This window comes from Microvirga sp. BF8 (assembly GCF_059888585.1).
Window position 1 is genome coordinate 3534465 of sequence record NZ_CM187619.1, and the last position, 19025, is coordinate 3553489.

At 65.6% G+C, this 19025-nt stretch carries 14 protein-coding genes; 5 read left to right on the forward strand and 9 right to left on the reverse strand.

Annotated elements, in window-relative coordinates; all coding sequences use genetic code 11:
* Window positions 1-658 precede the first annotated feature (658 nt).
* Together AC522E_RS16720 and AC522E_RS16725 are read left to right on the forward strand one after the other, a co-directional pair.
* Complete coding sequence (locus AC522E_RS16720) at window positions 659-1927, forward strand: efflux RND transporter periplasmic adaptor subunit (protein ID WP_500747376.1); 1269 nt, start codon at window positions 659-661, stop codon at window positions 1925-1927.
* A 60-nt stretch (window positions 1928-1987) separates the two neighbouring features.
* The gene (locus AC522E_RS16725; RefSeq protein WP_500747377.1) at window positions 1988-5143 is read left to right on the forward strand and encodes an efflux RND transporter permease subunit; all 3156 of its coding nucleotides are present in this window, start codon (window positions 1988-1990) and stop codon (window positions 5141-5143) included.
* A 37-nt stretch (window positions 5144-5180) separates the two neighbouring features.
* Here AC522E_RS16725 and AC522E_RS16730 read toward each other — a convergent pair whose 3' ends face one another.
* The 6 genes from AC522E_RS16730 to pal form a co-directional block, all read right to left on the reverse strand.
* Entirely contained in the window at window positions 5181-5903 is a 723-nt protein-coding gene (locus AC522E_RS16730; RefSeq protein WP_500747378.1) for an outer membrane protein, read from the reverse strand.
* Between the two features lie 257 nt (window positions 5904-6160).
* Window positions 6161-7537, reverse strand: coding sequence for a phosphoglucosamine mutase (gene glmM / locus AC522E_RS16735; RefSeq protein ID WP_500747379.1), 1377 nt, complete (start codon window positions 7535-7537; stop codon window positions 6161-6163).
* A 226-nt stretch (window positions 7538-7763) separates the two neighbouring features.
* Complete coding sequence (gene ftsH / locus AC522E_RS16740) at window positions 7764-9683, reverse strand: ATP-dependent zinc metalloprotease FtsH (RefSeq protein ID WP_500747380.1); 1920 nt, start codon at window positions 9681-9683, stop codon at window positions 7764-7766.
* 111 nt (window positions 9684-9794) lie between these two features.
* Window positions 9795-10802 carry a tRNA lysidine(34) synthetase TilS gene (gene tilS / locus AC522E_RS16745; protein WP_500747381.1) on the reverse strand — a complete coding sequence of 336 codons (1008 nt, stop codon included), beginning with the start codon at window positions 10800-10802 and terminating at the stop codon, window positions 9795-9797.
* Window positions 10803-10871: 69 nt separating this feature from the next.
* Entirely contained in the window at window positions 10872-11843 is a 972-nt protein-coding gene (gene ybgF, locus AC522E_RS16750) for a tol-pal system protein YbgF (RefSeq protein ID WP_500747382.1), read from the reverse strand.
* Between the two features lie 106 nt (window positions 11844-11949).
* A complete protein-coding gene (gene pal, locus AC522E_RS16755; RefSeq protein WP_500747383.1) occupies window positions 11950-12450 on the reverse strand; it encodes a peptidoglycan-associated lipoprotein Pal in 501 nt (166 codons plus the stop codon).
* A gap of 253 nt (window positions 12451-12703) precedes the next feature.
* On the opposite strand from pal, the gene AC522E_RS16760 reads away from it, so the two are divergent.
* Together AC522E_RS16760 and AC522E_RS16765 are read left to right on the forward strand one after the other, a co-directional pair.
* Window positions 12704-14224 carry a phospholipase D-like domain-containing protein gene (locus AC522E_RS16760; protein ID WP_500747384.1) on the forward strand — a complete coding sequence of 507 codons (1521 nt, stop codon included), beginning with the start codon at window positions 12704-12706 and terminating at the stop codon, window positions 14222-14224.
* 85 nt (window positions 14225-14309) lie between these two features.
* Window positions 14310-14930, forward strand: coding sequence for an HdeD family acid-resistance protein (locus AC522E_RS16765; RefSeq protein WP_500747385.1), 621 nt, complete (start codon window positions 14310-14312; stop codon window positions 14928-14930).
* Window positions 14931-14962: 32 nt separating this feature from the next.
* Here AC522E_RS16765 and AC522E_RS16770 read toward each other — a convergent pair whose 3' ends face one another.
* Window positions 14963-15592 (reverse strand): TetR/AcrR family transcriptional regulator, encoded by a 630-nt coding sequence (locus tag AC522E_RS16770; RefSeq protein WP_500747386.1) that lies wholly within the window; start codon window positions 15590-15592, stop codon window positions 14963-14965.
* Between the two features lie 100 nt (window positions 15593-15692).
* Between AC522E_RS16770 and AC522E_RS16775 the strand changes: the two genes are divergently transcribed.
* Window positions 15693-16469, forward strand: coding sequence for an NIPSNAP family protein (locus AC522E_RS16775; RefSeq protein ID WP_500747387.1), 777 nt, complete (start codon window positions 15693-15695; stop codon window positions 16467-16469).
* Window positions 16470-16521: 52 nt separating this feature from the next.
* On the opposite strand, the gene tolB is transcribed toward AC522E_RS16775, so the two are convergent.
* Entirely contained in the window at window positions 16522-17856 is a 1335-nt protein-coding gene (gene tolB, locus AC522E_RS16780) for a Tol-Pal system beta propeller repeat protein TolB (RefSeq protein ID WP_500747388.1), read from the reverse strand.
* Window positions 17857-17888: 32 nt separating this feature from the next.
* Window positions 17889-19007: a cell envelope integrity protein TolA gene (gene tolA / locus AC522E_RS16785; protein WP_500750735.1), complete on the reverse strand. Its 1119-nt coding sequence runs from the start codon at window positions 19005-19007 to the stop codon at window positions 17889-17891.
* Window positions 19008-19025 lie beyond the last annotated feature (18 nt).

Genomic DNA, 19025 nt, shown 5'->3' on the forward strand with positions numbered 1-19025 from the left:
AACCGTCGCCCCAATGACCTTCGATCAGCTCAGCCAAGAGGGTGGTGTCCGTTTCGACCTCCTTGCCGCGTGCATCCCATCGGGAACACTCGAGTGAAGAAATTGGTGCGGCAGGACGGACCTGATGCGCCCCTTGCAGTTCGTCGACGCAAAGTTCCGCACGCTCATATTGAGATCTTCCTTGGTGAGCCCTCCAGCAAGCGCGACGTCGCGAGAAGGCCCTGATACCTGATTCAAGCCCGCAGCCTCCCTCGCTGCTCCATCCGGCCATCGACCGCCATCCGGACGGGCTGCCGCAATGCGAGGCTGGGCGGGATTGAACCGTGATAAAGCGCGTCGGACGCGCAGCATCGGACATTCGGGTTGAACGCTCGCAAGGGCAGAGCGAGCCGCCGGCAGCTCCCGACTTTGCAGAGGTGAGAAAGGCATCAAACAATGTCCAGCACTCCAAAATACGCTTGAACTCTAGAACATAACATGAACATTGTCAAGCTTGCTTCGTCGCTGGCCCGAAGCGGGAGGGGCGAAGATGGCCTTTCGAGGAGCATGCCAGATTACGAAATCGTAATACAAAATCTCGTGTGGCCTGCGGTATGCTGGCTCAAACTGGCATATATTGTGCTAGGAACTCCTACATAAAAACGTTCAAGGAGCGAGCATGCGTGTGTCACGTCAGCTCGCCGTCATTGCCGTGCTGGGGGCAGCGGGGTATGGCGGCTGGTATGCCTATCAAGGCGGCCACCTCGCCAGAACCCCCGTGATCGGCTCCTATTTCGCGAAAGCGGGGGCACCGACGGCGCGTTCGGGAGGCGGAGGACGAGGCGGTCTCTCGGGACCGCCTACGGTCGAGGTCGATACCGTGAAGACGGGCAGGATCGTCGAGACCCGCGAGTCCGTCGGCACCGTGCGTGCTTACGAATCCATCACGGTGACCGCGAAAATTGCAGGCGTGATCAGCGACATCGGCTTCGAGGAAGGCCAGAAGGTCAAGGCCGGCGACACCCTCATCCAGCTCGACGCCGCCGAGCGCAAGGCGGAGATAGAGCAGGCGGTCGCCGAGGCCAACCGCGCCGTCGCGCTGCGCAACGAGGTCGTGATTAAACTCGAGCGCGCGCAGGCGCTGAACCGGACGGGCGCCGGCACCGGCGCCCAGGTCGAGGACCTGACCGCGCAGGTGAAGTCCCTGGAAGGGGCCCTCGCCTCCGCCCAGGCGCAGCGCAAGGCGGCCGAAGCCCGCCTCGAGGACCTGACGATCCGCGCGCCGTTCGCGGGCCGTGTCGGAACCCGCGCGGTCTCGCTGGGGGCCTATATCTCGCCTGGCACCCGCGTCACCTCCCTCGATGACCTGTCCCGTGTGCGACTCGACTTTGCCGTGCCGGAGAACCTCCTCGGCCGCCTCAAGCCCGGTCAGACAGTGAACGCCACCTCGGCAGCCTACAAGGGCCGGGTCTTCAAGGGCACGGTCTCGACCATCGATACCCGTGTCGACCAGACCACCCGTACAGTCCGGCTGACGGCCGAATTCGACAATCCGGACGAGGCCCTCAAGCCCGGCATGTTCCTCTCCGTGGCCCTCGAGGTAACGGTCAAGGACGATGCCGTCGTCGTGCCCGAAGAGGCCATCGTCAGCGAGGGCCTGCGCCAGATCGTCTATCCAGTGAAGGACGGCAAGGTGGAGCGCCGCGTCATCAGGCTTGGCCAGCGCCAGGGCGGCAAGGCCGAAGTGGTGGAAGGGCTGAGCGCCGGCGAGACCATCGTCGTGCTGGGCGTACAGAGGGTGCGTCCCGGCGCCGAGGTCATTGCCCGCCCTCTCGGTTCCGGCAAGCCGGTCGAGCAGCCGCCCGCCGCGACCCGGGAGCAGCCCTCCCGCAGCTCGCTGAACCTTCCGCAGGCCATCGGCAGCGCCGTCGCAGCCGAGCGCCCCTGATCTCTCGCTCCCGCTTCGGCGGGAGTGCTTTTTGCCAACAGGCTCAAGAGCTGACGCGACATGCAGGTTTCCGACCTCTTCATCCGCCGCCCCGTCTTCGCCATCGTGGTCAGCATGCTGCTGATCGTCGGCGGGCTTGCCTCGCTCATGAACCTGCCGGTGCGTGAATACCCGAGTGTCGACAAACCCATCGTTTCGGTCTCGACGATCTATCGCGGCGCCTCGAACGAGGTCATCGAGAGCCGTGTGACCGAAGTGATCGAAGGGGCTGTTGCCGGCATCGAGGGCATCAGCCAGATCCGTTCGCAGAGCCGCAACGACCGCTCCTCTGTGTCCATCGAATTCGACGTGGCGCGCGATCCCGAAGCCGCCACTTCCGATGTGCGCGACGCTGTGTTCCGCGTGGTCGGACGCCTGCCCGATGGCGCCGAACAGCCGGTCATCCGCAAGGTCGACGACGATGCGTCCGCGATCATGTGGATCAGCGTCACGTCTTCGACCTTTGACGCGCTCGAGCTCAGCGATTTCCTGAAACGGGTCTACGTGGACCGGCTCTCCACCGTTCCCGGCGTCGCCAACGTCTATATCGCCGGCGAGCGGCGCTATGCGATGCGCATCTGGATCGACCGCTCCGCCCTTGCTGCCCGGGGACTTACGGCGCAGGACATCGAAACCGCGATCAAGCGCCAGAACGTCGAACTGCCGGGAGGACGCATCGAATCCGCACAGCGCGAATTCACGGTGAAGACGGATTCCCGCCTTGCGACTCCCGAGGAGTTCGAGCAGGTCATCGTCTCGAACAAGAACGGTTATCTCGTGCGGCTCGGCGAGGTCGCGCGCGTCGAGGTCGGCGCAGAGGATACGCGCTTCGAATTCTATGAAAGCGGCCGCACGGCGATGGGGCTCGGAATCGTGCGCCAGTCGACCGCCAACACCCTTTCGGTCGCCGACAGCGTGCGCGCCGAACTGGAGGAGCTGAAGAGCTCCCTCCCCCCCGAAACCACCGCCGCAGTTTCCTATGACGAGAGCCGCTTCATCAGCGCCTCCATCAACGGCGTGCTCCATACTCTGGTCGAGGGTCTGGTGCTCGTCATCCTGGTGATCCTGCTGTTCCTGCGCGACTGGCGCTCCACCATCGTGGCCATGGTGGCGATTCCCGTCTCCATCATTGCGGCCTTCATGGTCATGAGCTTTTTCAACGCGTCGGTGAATGTGCTGACGCTGCTCGCCATCGTGCTTGCCATCGGCATCGTGGTGGACGACGCCATCGTCGAGATCGAGAACGTCCACCGCCGTATCGAGGAGGGTCAGCCGCCGCTGCTCGCCTCGTTCGACGGCGCCCGTGAAATCGGCTTCGCGGTGATCGCCACCACGGCGACGCTGATGGCCGTGTTCGTGCCTCTCGCCTTCATGACAGGCAATACGGGCAAGCTCTTCCGCGAATTCGCGATCACGCTCGCCGCGTCGATCTTCTTCTCCGGTGTCGTGGCGAGGACCCTGACGCCGATGCTCTGCTCCAAGCTGATGGTGCCGGCCCATGGTCGCATCCAGCTCATGACGGAGCCTTTCTTCACCGGCATGAACAACGTCTACCGGCGCCTGCTGTCCCGGGCGCTGAGAGCCCCGCTCGTCATCCTGGCGATGGGCATTGCCGTGTCCTTTTCCGCCTACGGCCTTTTTCAGATGGTGCCCAAGGAATTCGCACCGACCGAAGACCGCGGCGCAATCATCATCCGCATCAATGCGCCGGAGGGCGCAAGTCTCGACTATACCCGCGACCGGGTGAAGGAGGTGGAACGCGAGCTGCTGCCCTATCAGGAGAAGGGCATCATCGCCTCCATCACCAGTCAGGTGGCGCCCGGCTATGCGCGCCCGTCGCCCGTGAACGAGGGCATCATCATCGTCCGGCTGGCACCCTGGGACCAGCGCTCGTTCAAGCAACAGACCCTGACGCAGGAGCTTGCCACCAAGGTCTCCAACTTCCCCGGCGCTCGCGCCTTCCCCGTCAATCCGGGCTCGCTCGGCCAGCGCGGCACCGCGCAGCCGATCCAGTTCGTGCTCGGCGGACCGGACTACAACACCTTGCGCGGATGGCGCGATATCGTGATTCAGAAGGCCCAGGAGACCGGCCTCTTCTTCAACATGGATTCCGACTACAAGGAATCGCAGCCCGACATCCGTGTGCAGATCGACCGGGCCCGCGCCGCCGATCTCGGCGTGTCGGTGGAGGATATCGGGAGGACGCTCGAACTGGTGTTCGGCGAGACCGAGATTTCGACCTTCGTCAGCAGGGGCGAGGAGTATCCAGTGATCATCCGCGGTCGCCCGGAAGACCGCGCCACCCCGAACGACCTGACCAATACGTTCATTCGTGCGGCGAATGGCGACCTCGTCCCCCTCTCCTCCTTCGTGGCGCTGTCCGAGTCAGCCGCGCCGCAGACTCTCAACCGTTTCGACCGCCTGCGGTCGATCACGATCCAGTCGGCGCTGCGGCCGGGGGTCTCCATCGGCGAGGGCCTCGAGACCCTCGAGCAGATCGTACACGCCAACCTGCCGGCGGAGGCCCGCATCGGCTATACCGGCGTGTCGAAGGATTTCCGGGATTCGTCCAACGCCATCTACGTGACGTTCAGCATGGCGCTGCTCGTGGTCTTCCTGGTCCTGGCGGCGCAGTTCGAGAGCTGGATCAACCCGGTGATCATCATGCTGACCGTGCCGCTGGCCGTGACGGGCGGTCTTGCCGCCCTCGTGCTCACGGGCCAGTCGCTCAATATCTACAGCCAGATCGGCATGATCCTGCTGATCGGTCTGATGACGAAGAACGGCATCCTGATCGTCGAGTTCTCGAACCAGCTGCGCGAGCGCGGCTATTCCGTGCGCGATGCGGTGATCGAGGCCTCCGTGCTCCGCCTGCGCCCGATCCTGATGACCTCGATCGCCATGATCGGCGCCGGCGTTCCGCTCGCCCTGTCGACGGGGGCCGGCGCGGAATCGCGCAACGCCATCGGTTCCGTCATCGTCGGTGGCGTGACACTGTCCACGCTGCTCACAGTCCTGGTCGTACCCTCCCTCTACCTGCTCATCGGCGGCTACACCAAGCCCGCGACCTATGTGAGCGACCTGATCGAGAAGCTGCGCGAGCAGACGGGCATGCGCCCGCATGGGGAAGATCTCGGACCGAAGGACCATCGGCCGCCCCCGCATCCGGCGGAGTGAAGAGGGCTGGGCCTCCCCGGATGGCCAGGGCGTGCAATCACTCGAACATGTAGCGCGCACCGATGCGAAGCTCGTGTGCGCCAACGCTCCGGGCGCGGATCGGCGGCTCGCCGCTGTCCGCGAAGCCGGTCCGGGCCCAGCCGAGATGGCTGTAGCGATAGGCGAGATCGAGCTTGAGGCGATCCGTCAGGTCGAATGCGATGCCGCCCGTGAGCGCCCATGCGAGACCTGTCTTGGCGTGCGACGCGAGTGGAACCGCGTCGGCCGGAAAGAGGCGCTGGGCATCCTCGAACCGGTTCAGGCTGACGCCGACGCCTGCCCCCAGATAGGGCGTCACGCCGCTCCACAGGGGCAGGTCGAAATAGGCGTTGAGGAGAACGGTCGTAGCCTGGAACTCCGCCCGGTCGAAGGCGAGGCTCGACGCGCCGAAGCGGCGGCCTTCATAATGCCCCCCAAAACGGTGGTCGATGGTCAGGTCCGTGCGCAGCCAGGGCGCCCATTGGTAGCCGATGCCCGCGCTGATGCCCGTATCCCGGTCGAACCGGGCCTTGGAGAGAGGCGGCGTCGCCGCCGTTCCCAGATCGCGCCCGTGGCGCAGCACCGGCTCGTCGATGCCGATATCGCCGCGCAGGTACCAGCCGGCGCTGACGGGATCGTCGGAATGGTCCAGGACAGGCGCTGGCGGAAGGTCGGCGGCACGGGCCATCGATCCGGCGAGGCTCAGGGCCAGGCTTGCCAGGGCGAGAAACGTCTGACGCAATCGGGATCTCCGCAATGAATCGTTCAGCACCGGCCGCGCGGGCGTGACCAAGCCGAGGGCTGTAACGCTAAAGCGGAGAGGTTAAGCGCCGCTTAACCTTAACGGATGGTGTGCGACCACCCATGCTGACGTTTCAAGACAGACAATTGCCGCGGCCGCTGCATTCCATCCTGAGCTGACAGAACTTATGGCTTCCGGGCGCCGCTGCGCGGCCCGGAAGAGCAATGGTTGCGTCCGGGTATGACAGGGGGCAGCCTTCAGGCAGCGCCCTTGACGGGGGCTTCGGCGAGAGTTTGCGATGCCACGCGGGTGACGGCATCCGCCACCTCGTCCACGACCCTGTTGACGAGATCGCTGTCGTCGCCCTCGGCCATGACGCGGATGACAGGTTCCGTCCCGGAGGGGCGGATCACCAGTCGTCCTTTCGCCCCGAGACGCTCGCGTCCGGCCTCGATCGCCTTGACGACGGAATCGGCCTGCAGGGGCTGGCCGGACTTGTAACGCACATTCTTGAGCACCTGTGGCAGGGGCTCGAAGCAGTGACATACCTCCGAAACCGGGCGATCGAGCCGCTTCACCACAGCAAGCAGCTGAAGCGCCGCGATGAGGCCGTCGCCGGTGGTGGTGTAGTCCGACATGATGATGTGGCCGGATTGCTCGCCGCCGAGATTGAAGCCGTGGGCGCGCATGTGCTCGAGCACGTAACGGTCGCCGACCGCCGTGCGAACGAGGTTGAGCCCAAGACCGCCGAGATAGCGCTCGAGACCGAGATTGGACATGATCGTGGCAACGATGCCGCCCTGGGAGAGACGACCGTCCTCCTTCCAGGAGCGGGCGACCACGGCCATGAGCTGGTCGCCATCAACCTTGTGGCCCTTCTCGTCGACGATCAGGACGCGGTCTGCGTCTCCATCGAGGGCGATGCCGACATCGGCGCGCAGTTCGCGCACCTTGTGAATGAGGGCATCGGGGGCGGTGGAACCCACCTCGTGGTTGATGTTGAAGCCATTGGGCTCAACGCCGATCGACATGACCTCGGCGCCCAGCTCCCACAGGGCCTCGGGAGCGACCTTGTAGCCGGCGCCGTTGGCGCAATCGATCACGACGCGCATGCCTTCGAGATCCAGCTGGCGCGGCAGGGTACGCTTGGCGAACTCGATATAGCGCGCATCCGCGCTCTCGATACGTTTGGCGCGGCCGAGCAGGGCTGAGCCCGCGAGGCGGAAAGACAGGTCGGAATCGATCAGGCTTTCGATCTCGCGCTCGACCTCGTCGTTGAGCTTGAACCCGTCGGGACCGAAGAGCTTGATGCCGTTGTCCTCGTAGGGATTGTGCGAAGCGGAGATCATGACGCCGAGATCGCAGCGCATGGACCGGGTCAGCATGGCGACGGCAGGGGTCGGCATCGGTCCCAGAAGCAGGACATCCATACCCACGGAGGTGAAGCCGGCCACCAGGGCGTTCTCGATCATGTAGCCGGACAGGCGGGTGTCCTTGCCGATGATGACCCGGTGGCGGTATTCGCCGCGCTGGAACATCAGCCCGGCCGCCTGCCCCACCTTGAGGGCGAGGTCCGGTGTGATGACACCATTGGCGCGGCCGCGGATGCCGTCGGTTCCAAAGTATTTGCGCACGTGCTGCTTCTCCGCCTTCTGTAGCGCCAATCCGCGCCTCGGTCTTCTCAAAGCAACCTCCCTGAATCGGGTCAAGGCTTTAGCGCCCAAACGGCCATCACAAGTGATGAGCAATTGTTACAATGCAGAAGAGAGGCAATCCCGTTTCATTCTTAAACTTAATGAATTCACAAAAAAACGCCCGCTCGAGGCGGGCGCTTCGTTCTTTAGGGGTGCTTCCGAAAGGTCATGCCTGCGGCTGGGGCTCCATCCCTCCACCGCTCTCCTTCGGACGCCCGCGACCTGCGGTCGGAACCGCGGAGCCGCGGCTCGAGGACATCGTATCGCCTGTATCGCGGATCGGCGGCTGGCCATCGAGGAGATTGTGGATCTCATCGCCCGACAGGGTCTCGTACTCGAGCAGGCCCTTGGCGAGCGCCTCGAGATCGTGCTGCTTCTCCGTGAGAATGCGGCGGGCATCCTCGAGACCCGCCTCGACGAGGCGGCGCACTTCGGAGTCGATCTTCTGCGCGGTCGCTTCCGACACGCTCTGCTGCCGGCCCATCTGCATGCCCAGGAACACCTCGTCCTGGTTCTCGCCGTAGGCGACAGTGCCGAGCTCGGGCGAGAAGCCCCACTTGGTCACCATCATCTTGGCAAGGCGGGTCGCCTGCTCGATGTCGGACTGGGCGCCCGACGTGACCTTCTCCTTGCCGAAAATCATCTCCTCGGCGATGCGGCCACCCATCATGATCGCGAGACGGGAGGTCATCTGCTCGAAGGTCATGGAGAGCTTGTCGCGCTCAGGCAGCTGCATGACCATGCCCAGCGCCCGGCCACGGGGGATGATCGTGGCCTTGTGCACCGGATCGGTCGCGGGAACGTTGAGGGCGACGATGGCGTGGCCGGCCTCGTGATAGGCGGTCAGGCGCTTCTCGTCGTCGGTCATCACGAGGGTGCGACGCTCCGCGCCCATCATGACCTTGTCCTTGGCGTCCTCGAACTCGTGCATCGTGACGATGCGCTTGCCGCGGCGCGCCGCCAGCAGAGCCGCCTCGTTGACCAGGTTCATCAGGTCGGCGCCCGAGAAGCCGGGCGTGCCGCGGGCGATGACCTTCAGGTCCACGTCCGGAGCGAGGGGGACCTTGCGGACATGCACGCGCAGGATCTTCTCGCGGCCGGTGACGTCCGGGTTCGGAACCACGATCTGACGGTCGAAGCGGCCGGGACGCAGCAGCGCCGGGTCGAGCACGTCGGGGCGGTTCGTCGCCGCGATGATGATGATGCCTTCGTTGGCCTCGAAGCCGTCCATCTCCACCAGCAGCTGGTTGAGGGTCTGCTCGCGCTCATCGTTGCCGCCGCCGAGGCCGGCGCCGCGATGGCGGCCGACCGCGTCGATCTCGTCGATGAAGATGATGCAGGGAGCGTTCTTCTTGGCCTGGTCGAACATGTCACGCACGCGGCTCGCGCCGACGCCCACGAACATTTCGACGAAGTCCGAGCCCGAGATGGTGAAGAACGGCACATTGGCCTCGCCTGCCACCGCGCGGGCGGTCAGGGTCTTACCCGTGCCGGGAGGGCCGACAAGCAACACGCCGCGCGGAATGCGTCCGCCGAGGCGCTGGAACTTCTGCGGGTCGCGGAGGAATTCCACGATTTCCTGCAGATCCTCCTTGGCTTCGTCGACACCGGCGACGTCGTCGAACGTCACGCGGCCGTGGGCCTCCGTGAGAAGCTTGGCCTTGGACTTGCCGAAACCCATGGCCCTGCCCGCGCCGTTCTGCATCTGGCGCGACAGGAATACCCAGGCGCCGATGAACAGGGCGATCGGCAGGATGTTCATGAGAACGGCGATGAACCAGGGCGTGCTGTCGGATTGCGGACGTGCGGTGATCTGCACGCCCTTCTGCTGAAGCTTGGACACCAGGCTCGGATCGTTCGGCGCATAGGTCGTGAAGGTGCGGCCATCCGTGTAGGTGCCGCTGATCTCCGGACCGGAGATGATCACGTTCGAGATGCGGCCGGAATCGGCATCGCTGAGGAGCTGGCTATAGGCAATATCGCCGCTGCCGCCACGATGGCCCGGGCTCTGGAACAGCGTCACGAGCGCGAGCACCAGAAGAAAGATGACGACCCACAAAGCGAAATTGCGGAAATTTGAATTCATCGGATCAGTTCTGCCCCAGAGGGAGATATGCGCGGAGTAGGCCCCGCGCGGCTAAACTCAATGTAGGCGTACCGTTCCCCCTTGCCAAGGGAATGCGGCGCCCGTGCGGCATCATCGGCGGCCTTTATTGAGCGGGCCCGGCCGGCGACCCCGCTTGCGGAGCCGCTCCTGAGTGACGAAGACCCGCCCCCGATCGAGGCGGATCAGCGCCCCGGCCACCGTCAGCCGAAGCCCTCTCTCCCTGTCGATCGCCGCCCGGAGCCGCTCCGTGCAGGCTTCGAGACGCTGGAGCCGGCTCGTTTCGAGAGCGATCCCGGCCTCCCGAAGCGCTGTCATCAGAACGCGGAGGGCAATCTCGAAGGGCTCCCGGGCGAGAACAGCGGCATCGAGGCTCGCGCCGTCATCGTCCACCACAGGACACGCCTGCGCCCAAGCGTCGCCCGCCTTGGCATCGAGAGCTTCCTCTGCGCGCCGGGCTCTTCGGGCCAGCCCCGCCAGCCGCTCCGCCGTGAGGCCTTCCGTGGCCAGCGCGGGCATCAGGCGGCGCCAGCGCACCCGGGCGAAACGTGCGTTCTCGTTGGAGGGATCCTCCACGAATGCCCATTTTTCCCGCGCGCAGAGGCCGAGCAAGGTCCGCTTCGGACAACCGAGCAGCGGGCGGACATGGCGGATTCCGTCGCGCTCGCGCTCGGACCGCATGCCCCCGAGGCCGGCCAGCCCTGACCCACGCGACAGGCGCATCAGAACGGTTTCGGCCTGATCGTCCAAGGTGTGGGCGGTGATGAGAGCGGTTGCGCCCTCCTCCCGGGCGCAGCGCACCAGAAGATCGTATCGCGCCTCGCGGGCGGCTTCCTGGATGCCGGTCGCAGGTTTGGGCCCGGCCCACACGAGCGTCCGGTGCGGGAAACCAAGAGCCGCCGCCTGCCGGGCAACGAAAGCGGCCTCCTGGGCCGCCTCGGGCCGCAGGCCATGATCGACGGTGGCGATGAACACGGGCGGGCGCGGCGCGGCCCTGCGCCACAGGGCGAGCAGATGCATGAGGGCCATGGAATCCGGCCCGCCGGACACGGCGGCGAGAACCCCGCGAGAGGGGATCAGGGGCGCAAAGAGACTTTCCACCCACTCTTGCGGGAGACTATCGTCAGGGGTGGAAAAAACGGGCACAGGCGGCGACAGGCGGCTCCGCCGTCAGCTGCACTTGGAGCGGCGCTGCTCGCGCTCGGAGCCCTGGCGCACGGCGGCGGAGGCCTGGGGGTATTTGCGATCGAGCTCGGCAAAAACGGCGCAGGCCCGGTCCCTGGCTCCCAGCCCGTTGAGGGCGACGCCGAGCTTCAGGAGCGCATCGGGCGCCCGGGTGGCGTTGGGATGATCGGTGGAGACGTTCAGGAACTGCTCGGCCGCCTCCCGGTAGCGATTGCGCTGGAGATAGGTTTCGCCGAGCCAGTAGGACGCTTCCGGCACCAGGCGATCGCGGGGGTTCGATTGCAGGAAGCGGCGGAAGCCCATCTCCGCCTCTTCGTATTGCCGCTGCGTAAAATAGCTATAGGCCGTCTCGAAGTCGGAGCGCGGATCGCCGACGCTCGTGGCCGCGACGCTTGGTCCGCGCGTCGCGGGCGGCGTCGACGGAATCGCGGCCGTACGGGCAGGATTGAGATCGAGGGGCGCGGCATCCATGGCCATGTCGTCCTCCTGAATCAACTCGCCGATCCCAGAGGGCGGCCCTCCTGCCGCCTGGCTCCCGGGCAGCGCCAGTGGCTGCCCTGCATCGGCGACCAGCGGCGCCGACGGAGCCGTCGTGCCCAAGGGACGGGGGGCGCCGGGAGCGCTCGGGATCTCGGACGGGTCGAAGACGTCGCTGCGCCGCTGGGGCTGCGCTGGAGTCTGCGTCGGGCGTGCCGGAGCGGCTGCCGGAGGCGCCTTGCCGCCGCGGCCTTCCTGGAAGCGGAATTCGACATCCTCCTGGAACCTGCGGAGCTGCTCCTTCAACACTTGGTTCTCGTGCTGGAGTTGCTCCATCTGTCCGGACATCTGGCGGAATTGGCTCTCGAGCCGGTTGAGACGCACGATGGCGTCGGCGGCGTCCTGCGCGACGGCAGGCCCGGCCAAGGCCGTTACAAAGGCGAAAAAGACGATCAGGCGGCGCAGCATTCTGGATACCATGAGGATCGCAATAAAGGTGCCGATAACACAAAAGCGCCGCCACGGCGAGATTGTGGCGGCGCAATTCAGCCCCTCCCGGTCGGAAGGGGCGGGTTTCCAGCGAAGGTTACGATCCAGCGCCCGTGTTCAGCACGGTCACCGCGCGGCGGTTCTGCGACCAGCAGGAGATGTCGTTGCAGACCGCGACCGGGCGCTCCTTGCCGTAGGACACGGTGCGCAGGCGCGAGGCGTTGATGCCGCGGGACACGAGGTAGTCGCGGACATTCTGGGCGCGCCGGGCGCTGAGGGAGAAGTTGTACTCGCGGGTTCCGCGCTCGTCCGCATGCCCCTCGATGATGAAGGTGTAGTTCGGATAGCGGTTGAGCCACTGGGCCTGCTTGTCCAGGGTGGCAGTGGCAGTCGGGGTCAGATCGGTCTGGTCGGTCTCGAAGAACACCCGGTCGCCGACATTGACGACGAAGTCCTGGGCACTGCCCGGAGTCGCGGCCCCGCCGGCGCCGAAGCCGCCGGCCCCATCGGCCATCCCATCTTTGTTGGACGAACACGCCGCCGCCCCGAGGGCGAGGACGATGGCAGCGGCGAACTTGACGGCGCGCAACGTCATCATTGGCAATACTCCTTACACATACGTCTGCCGAACGTTGTGTGATCTATATCGGGCGATGGTTAAGGGAGGGTTCCGGCATTTCGCCGGCGCGAAGGTGGGTTAAGGTGAATCGGACCCAGGTTGAGGAACCTGGGCTTAGCGTTAATTAGGAGTAAATGCGGCAAAGAGGTGACGCTCCGGTCCGAAGACGAGCCCCTTCGATGTCCCCCGACCGACAGCGAAGCCGAATGGCCAGCTTGCGCGTTATGAGATTATGACATTGCCCGTAATGCCGTTGAAACCACACGAGCCGATCCTGCCGCCTGCTCCGATGGACCCACGGCTGGAACGTGCCTTCGCCCGCATCGCCGACAGCGACCTGCGCCAGGGCAATGCCGTGGCTCTGCTGCGGGACGCGGGAGAGAACTATCCGGCCTGGCTCGAAGCGATCCGCAACGCCCGCCGGGTCATCCATTTTGAGAACTTCATCATCGCCGACGACGAAGTCGGCCGGACCTTCGCCAATGCCCTGATCGAGCGGGCTCAGGCGGGAGTGAAGGTCCGCGTTCTCTACGATTGGCTCGGGTCGTCCTGGCGCGCCCTGCCGGGCTTCTGGAACCGCCTGAGGCGGGCCGGCGTGGAGGTGCGGGTGTTCAACCCGCCGCGGCTGGCGGATCCGTTGTGGATCCGGCGCAACCATCGCAAGGTCATTACGGTCGATGGATACAAGGGCTTCGTGGCCGGCCTGTGCGTCTCGAACGCCTGGGAGAGTTCCGACGGGACGGAGCCCTGGCGCGACACCGGCCTGGCACTGGAAGGACCCGTGGTTGCCGACCTCGACGCCGCTTTCGCCGAAAGCTGGGCCCATGCCGGCCCACCGCTCGAGCGAAGCGAGCGGGAGGGCCTGAGCGTCATTCCGCCGGCCGGATCGGTCGCGGCGCGGGTCATCTGCGGCCGGCCGGGAACCTTCCGGGCCTATCGGGTCGACCAGTTCATCGCGGCGACGGCGCAGCGCAATCTCTGGCTTACGGATGCGTATTTCGTCCCCACCACCGCCTATGTCCAGGCCCTCGCGGAGGCGTCCAGGGACGGTGTTGACGTGCGCCTGCTCGTGCCGGGCACCAGCGATGTGACTGTCCTGCAGCCGATCGTGCGGGCCGGATACCGTTCGCTCATCGAGGCCGGAATCCGCATCTTCGAATGGAACGGTCCGATGCTCCACGCCAAGACTGCCGTGGCGGACGGGCGCTGGTCGCGGGTCGGCTCGACCAATCTCAATTTGGCGAGCTGGGCGACCAACTGGGAGCTCGACGTGGTGGTGGAGGACCGTGCCTTCGCCGCTGACATGGAGGAGATGTATCTGAAGGATCTTGCCAACGCGACCGAGATCGTCCCCGGCCTTCTGACGCGCCGCAAGCAGTCCCAGAATCTGCGCTCGCACCGGCTGCGGCGCCTCAGAAGAGGCGGCGTGAGACGCCTGACCGCCGGCGCACTGGCCATCGGAAGCACCATCGGAAAATCCGTAAACGGGCGCTCCCTCACCACCACGGAGGCGAGCAGCATCGCCCTGATCGGCGCCGCGCTGCTGGCATTGGCCGTCGTGATCGCCCTGGTCCCGACCCTGGTCGTCGCGCCCATGGTCATCGCCCTGTTCTGGCTGGGCCTGGCGCTGATGATCCGTTCCCTCCGCCTGAAGTGGCAGGTCCGGATCCGGCGGCGCAAACTGGAGCGCCGACGCCAGATGGCAACGGCTCAGGAGACCTCCTCCGAACAATCCCCATCCGAAAAGGAATAAATCCGGCCGCCTGGCCTGAGTATTGATTTGATGCCTAACGCAAGGTCAGGCACCATGGAATGCCTGAAGCCCAGAGGAGGTTACCATGGCGAGCGGCACTTCCACTCCATTCGGATCCTTCAACCGCGCCGAAGCGATGAGCGCGCTCCTGGCCCAGAACTGGTGGGCCGTCGCCCTGCGCGGCGTCTTCGCCATCATCTTCGGCCTGATCGCCCTGTTCGTGCCGGGCGCAACCATCCTGTCCCTGGTGCTGTTCTTCGCCGCCTACATGCTCGTGGACGGCATCTTCAGCATCGTCGCCGCCGTGCGCGCAGCCTCACAGCATCAACGCTGGGGCCTGCTGGTCCTGGAGGGGATCGTCGATATTCTGGTGGGTATCATCGCCTTCGCCTGGCCTGGGCTCACCGTTGTCTTCTTCGTTACCCTGATGGCCGTGTGGTCGCTGATCACCGGTGTGCTCGAGATCGTCGCCGCCTTCAAGCTCAATCCGGAATTCGGACGGGGCTGGCTGATCTTCAGCGGCATCGTCTCGTTGCTGTTCGGCATCGCCCTGCTGGTCGCACCGATGCTCGGCGCCGTGGTCCTGACCTGGTGGCTCGGAGCCTATGCCCTGGTGTTCGGCATCACGCTCCTCGTGCTCGCCTTCAAGCTCAGGAGCCACAAGGACGATGCGGTGACCACCACCGCGATGCCCCGCGGAGCCTGACCGCCTCGCGGGCAAGCTTGGCCGTCTGATCGCTACGCCATTGCATCCCGGCCTTGCATCGTCCGGGCCAGAAGGCCTGCGCAGGTCTTGAGCGGCTCTGCGCTCTGACTGGCCTTGGCCATGGCCATGGCGCCCGAATAGGCAGCCACGACGAAGGTCGCGACCGCCTCCGGATCGAGGTCCAGGAAGCGGCCGGCCGCCTGATCGCTCCGGATCTTGTCGGCGATGGCATTGCGCCAGCGCCCGAAAATCCCATCGATAACCAAGCGGAAATCCGAATCCTGCCGTGACAGCTCGAGGGCAAGGTTGTTCAGCGGGCAGCCGGAAACGGCGCCGCGGGCATCGAGCTCGGAAGCGATGGCGGCAAAGACGTCCTGAATGCCTTCCGCCGCGCTGGGCGCTACGCTCACCGGCGTGATCCATGTCTCCTCGACGGCGTCGGCAACCCGGCTTCGCAGCACGGCGAGCCCAAGATCCTTCTTGGTCGGATAGTGATGGGACAGGGCACCGCCCGAGGCGCCGGCTTCCCGCTTCAGGTCATGCATGGACGTGGCGTGATAGCCGCGGCCCGTGAAGGCTGCGTACGCCGTATCCAGCAGCTTCTGTCTCAAACCTTCTGGATCATTCGCCCGCCCGCGTGAGCGGACCGCCTGCTTCGCCATGGTTCCTCCCAGGCCTCCGAAACTAGCAGATTGACAAAACAGGACAAGCATCCTGTATTGCAAACAGGACAGACGTCCTGTTTGCAGGAGAGCGAGGGACATGGACATCGAAGCGATCAAGACCGGACAAGGGTCAAACCTGAGGGACCGGAGAGACACTGTCGTCGAGTTCCGGCGATATCGACTTGTCCCGGGACGGCGGGAACGACTGATCGCCCTGTTCGACGGCACATTCGTCGAACCGCAGGAAGCTGTGGGCATGAAGGTCATCGGCCAGTTCCGGGACCTGGATGATCCCGATGCCTTCGTCTGGCTGCGCGGCTTCGCGGACATGCCGTCCCGCGCTGAGGCGCTCGGTGCCTTCTATGGCGGGCCGGTCTGGGCAGCCCATCGGGACGAGGCGAACGGCACGATGGTGAACTCGGACAACGTCCTTCTGCTGCGCCCCGCCTCTTCCTCCAACGGCTTCGTGTATCCGGATGAGCCCCGGAAGGGGATCGAAGCGCGCGGCCAGGGCAAAGGTCTGATCGTGGCCACGACCTGCCATCTCGCACCGAGGACGGAGGATGATTTTTCAGCCTTCTTCGAAGAGACCATGAGACCCGGCCTCACGGCGGCATCCGCCCGTGTGCTCGCCACCCTGGTCACGGAACGCAGTCCCAACACCTTTCCTCGCCTTCCGGTCCGCGAGGGGGAAACCGCGTTCGTCTGGTTCTCCGGCTTTCCGGATCAACGGGCCTATGACCGGCACATCCAGGAACTCGCCGGCTCGGAATGGTGGACACGGGACGTTGTCCCGGAGATGGAGCGCCGCATCTGGCGGCCGAACGAGGTGTCCCGTCTGCAACCGACCGCGCGGTCCCTCCTGCACGGCTGAAACCGGCACGTCTCCTTCAACGAAGAAGGGGCGCAGTCGGCGCCCCTCGATTTCAGTTCTGCGCGCGGTTCTCGCTGAGAAGCGGCGACCAGGTCGGGTCCGAGGCAAAGGACGGCGTCGGCACCGGCTGCTCGACCCGGCCGGTGATGTCGACCATGTAGAGCTTGCCGCCGGCCTGACCGCCCGGATCGCGGAAGAACAGGATGTACTGGCCGTTCGGCGCCCAGGTCGGGCTCTCGTTGTGGAAGCCTTCCGTCAGGATGCGCTCGCCCGACCCGTCCGGCTTCATGATGCCGATGGCGAAGCCCCCGGCCCGGCGCTTGGTGAAGGCGATGTAATCGCCGCGGGGGGACCAGGCAGGCTGGGAATACGAGCCGTCGCCGAAGGAGATGCGGCGCTGGTTCGAGCCGTCCGCGCCCATGGCATAGATCTGTTGCTGCCCGCCCCGGTCGCTCTCGAACACGATCTGCGTTCCATCGGGCGAATAGGATGGCGAGGTATCGATGGCGGCGGTCGACGTCAGCCGCGTCGTGGCGCGGGAATTGAGATCCATCATGAAGATGTTGGCATTGCCGCCCTGCTGCAGGCTCATGACGATGCGCTGCCCGTCGGGGGAGAAGCGCGGGCTGGAGGTCATGTCGGGGAAATTGCCGACCACCTGACGGGAGCCGGTTTCGAGGTTGATCACCTGCACGCGCGGCTGCTGGCCGTCCACCTGCGACATGTAGGTGATGTCCTGCGAGGCGGGCGAATAGCGCGGCGTGACGACAAGGTTGTCTCCTTGGGTCAGGAAGCGCACGTTGGCGCCGTCCTGGTCCATGATGGCGAGCCGCTTGCGGCGGTTCTCCTTCGGCCCGGACTCGTCCACGAACACGATGCGCGTGTCGAAGAAGCCGCCGAAGCCGGTGAGTTTCGTATAGACCGCATCGGAGATGATGTGGCCGACGCGGCGCCAGAAATTGGGATCCGTCACGTATTGCTGGCCGGTGAGCTGCTGGCCCGTATCCACGTCCCAGAGCCGGAACTCCGCCTTGAGGCGGCCCGAGGGATCGCGCGTCACGCGCCCCGTCACGAGCGCCTGAGCGCCTGCGAGCTTCCAGGCCTCGAAGCGCGGCGCCACATCGAAGGCCGGACGCTCAGGAAAGCGCGACCTGTCGAGGGGCGCGAAATAGCCGGAGCGCTGCAGGTTGCTCGAGATGATGCCTGAGACCCGCTGGCCGAGATCGCCCTCGCCTGCGAAATCGGCGACGGCGATGGGCATGGGCTGGAACTGACCGCCGGGCCCGACGCGGAAGCTCAGCTGCGCGAAGGCCGCGGGGGCGAGAGCGAACATCGGCACGGCAACAGCCAGCGCGACAAGAAGACGGGAGAGCAGACGGGTGATCATGAGGGCATGTCTCAAGCGGTGGGAGCTTCAGATCAGGTGAGATCGAACTGGACGTTCAGGTTCTTCCAGTCCGAGTAGTACGGGGCGAATTGGGCGGGAACACGATAAGGGGCGCAGCGACGGACAGCGCGCAACGCAGCATCGGCAACCGCGCGGTCCGTGGAATTGGCGCCGCTGCGCATCACGGTGGGATCGCCGGCCAGGGATCCGTCCTGGTTGAGGCGAATGTCGAGAACCGGCGGAGAGACATCGCCGCTGGATGCACTGATCGGTGCATTGTAGCAGCTCTGGATTCTCTCCTTGAACCAGCCCATCAGGGCATCCTTCTGGCTCGGATTGAGCTTGGCGGCCGATCCCGTCGCGGTACCGAGGGAGGCGGTCTTCTGGACCTCCGCTCCTGTCGCGCCGGTGGACTGGTGCCGTTCCTTGTTCTCCAGGAACTGCTTGAGATCGCCCATGTCGAGCTTCTTGGCGACCTGCGCTTCCTTGCGGGCCTTGGCTTCCGCCTCGGCTTTCGCCTTCGCCTCCGCGACCTTCTTGGCCTCGGCCTCCGCTTTCGCCTTGGCCTCCGCTTCCGCCTTGGCCTTGGCTTCGGCGAGCTTCTTGGCCTCGGCCTGAGCCTTCGCCTCGGCTTCCGCCTTGGCTTTCGCTTCCGCCTCGACCTTCGCCTTCTCGGCGGCCTTGGCGCGCTCGATGGCTTCCGCCTCGGCCTTCGCCTCGGCGATCTTCTTCTCTTCCTCGGCGGCCTTGGCCTTCGCGTCGGCCTCGGCTTGGGCAGGTTTCGGGGGCGGCGGCGGCGGTGGGGGCTGTGCCGCCACCGGCTCTTCCTTGTCCGCCACCTTCATCTCTTCAGGACGCTTGGGCGGAGCCGGCGCATCGCGCTTGTCCTCACCGGGGTCACGCAGTTCGGCCTTGTCGGCGACGCGCTCGGCGCGGGGCTTGGGCTGCGGCAGCACGGCCTTGGCCGTCGTCTCGCCCTTGGTGATCTGCGAGAACTGGTTGTCGGTGATGACCTCGACCGGGATGCCTTCCTGCGCCTCGGGAAATTCACGCACGGCGGAGAGGCCGACCAGGGCCGCGGCCAGGAGCGCCACATGGATGACGCCGGAGACCCAGAGGCCCGGTTCGGAGGAGTTGAATTTCAGCTTCAACGCCACGGTCTGCCCCTG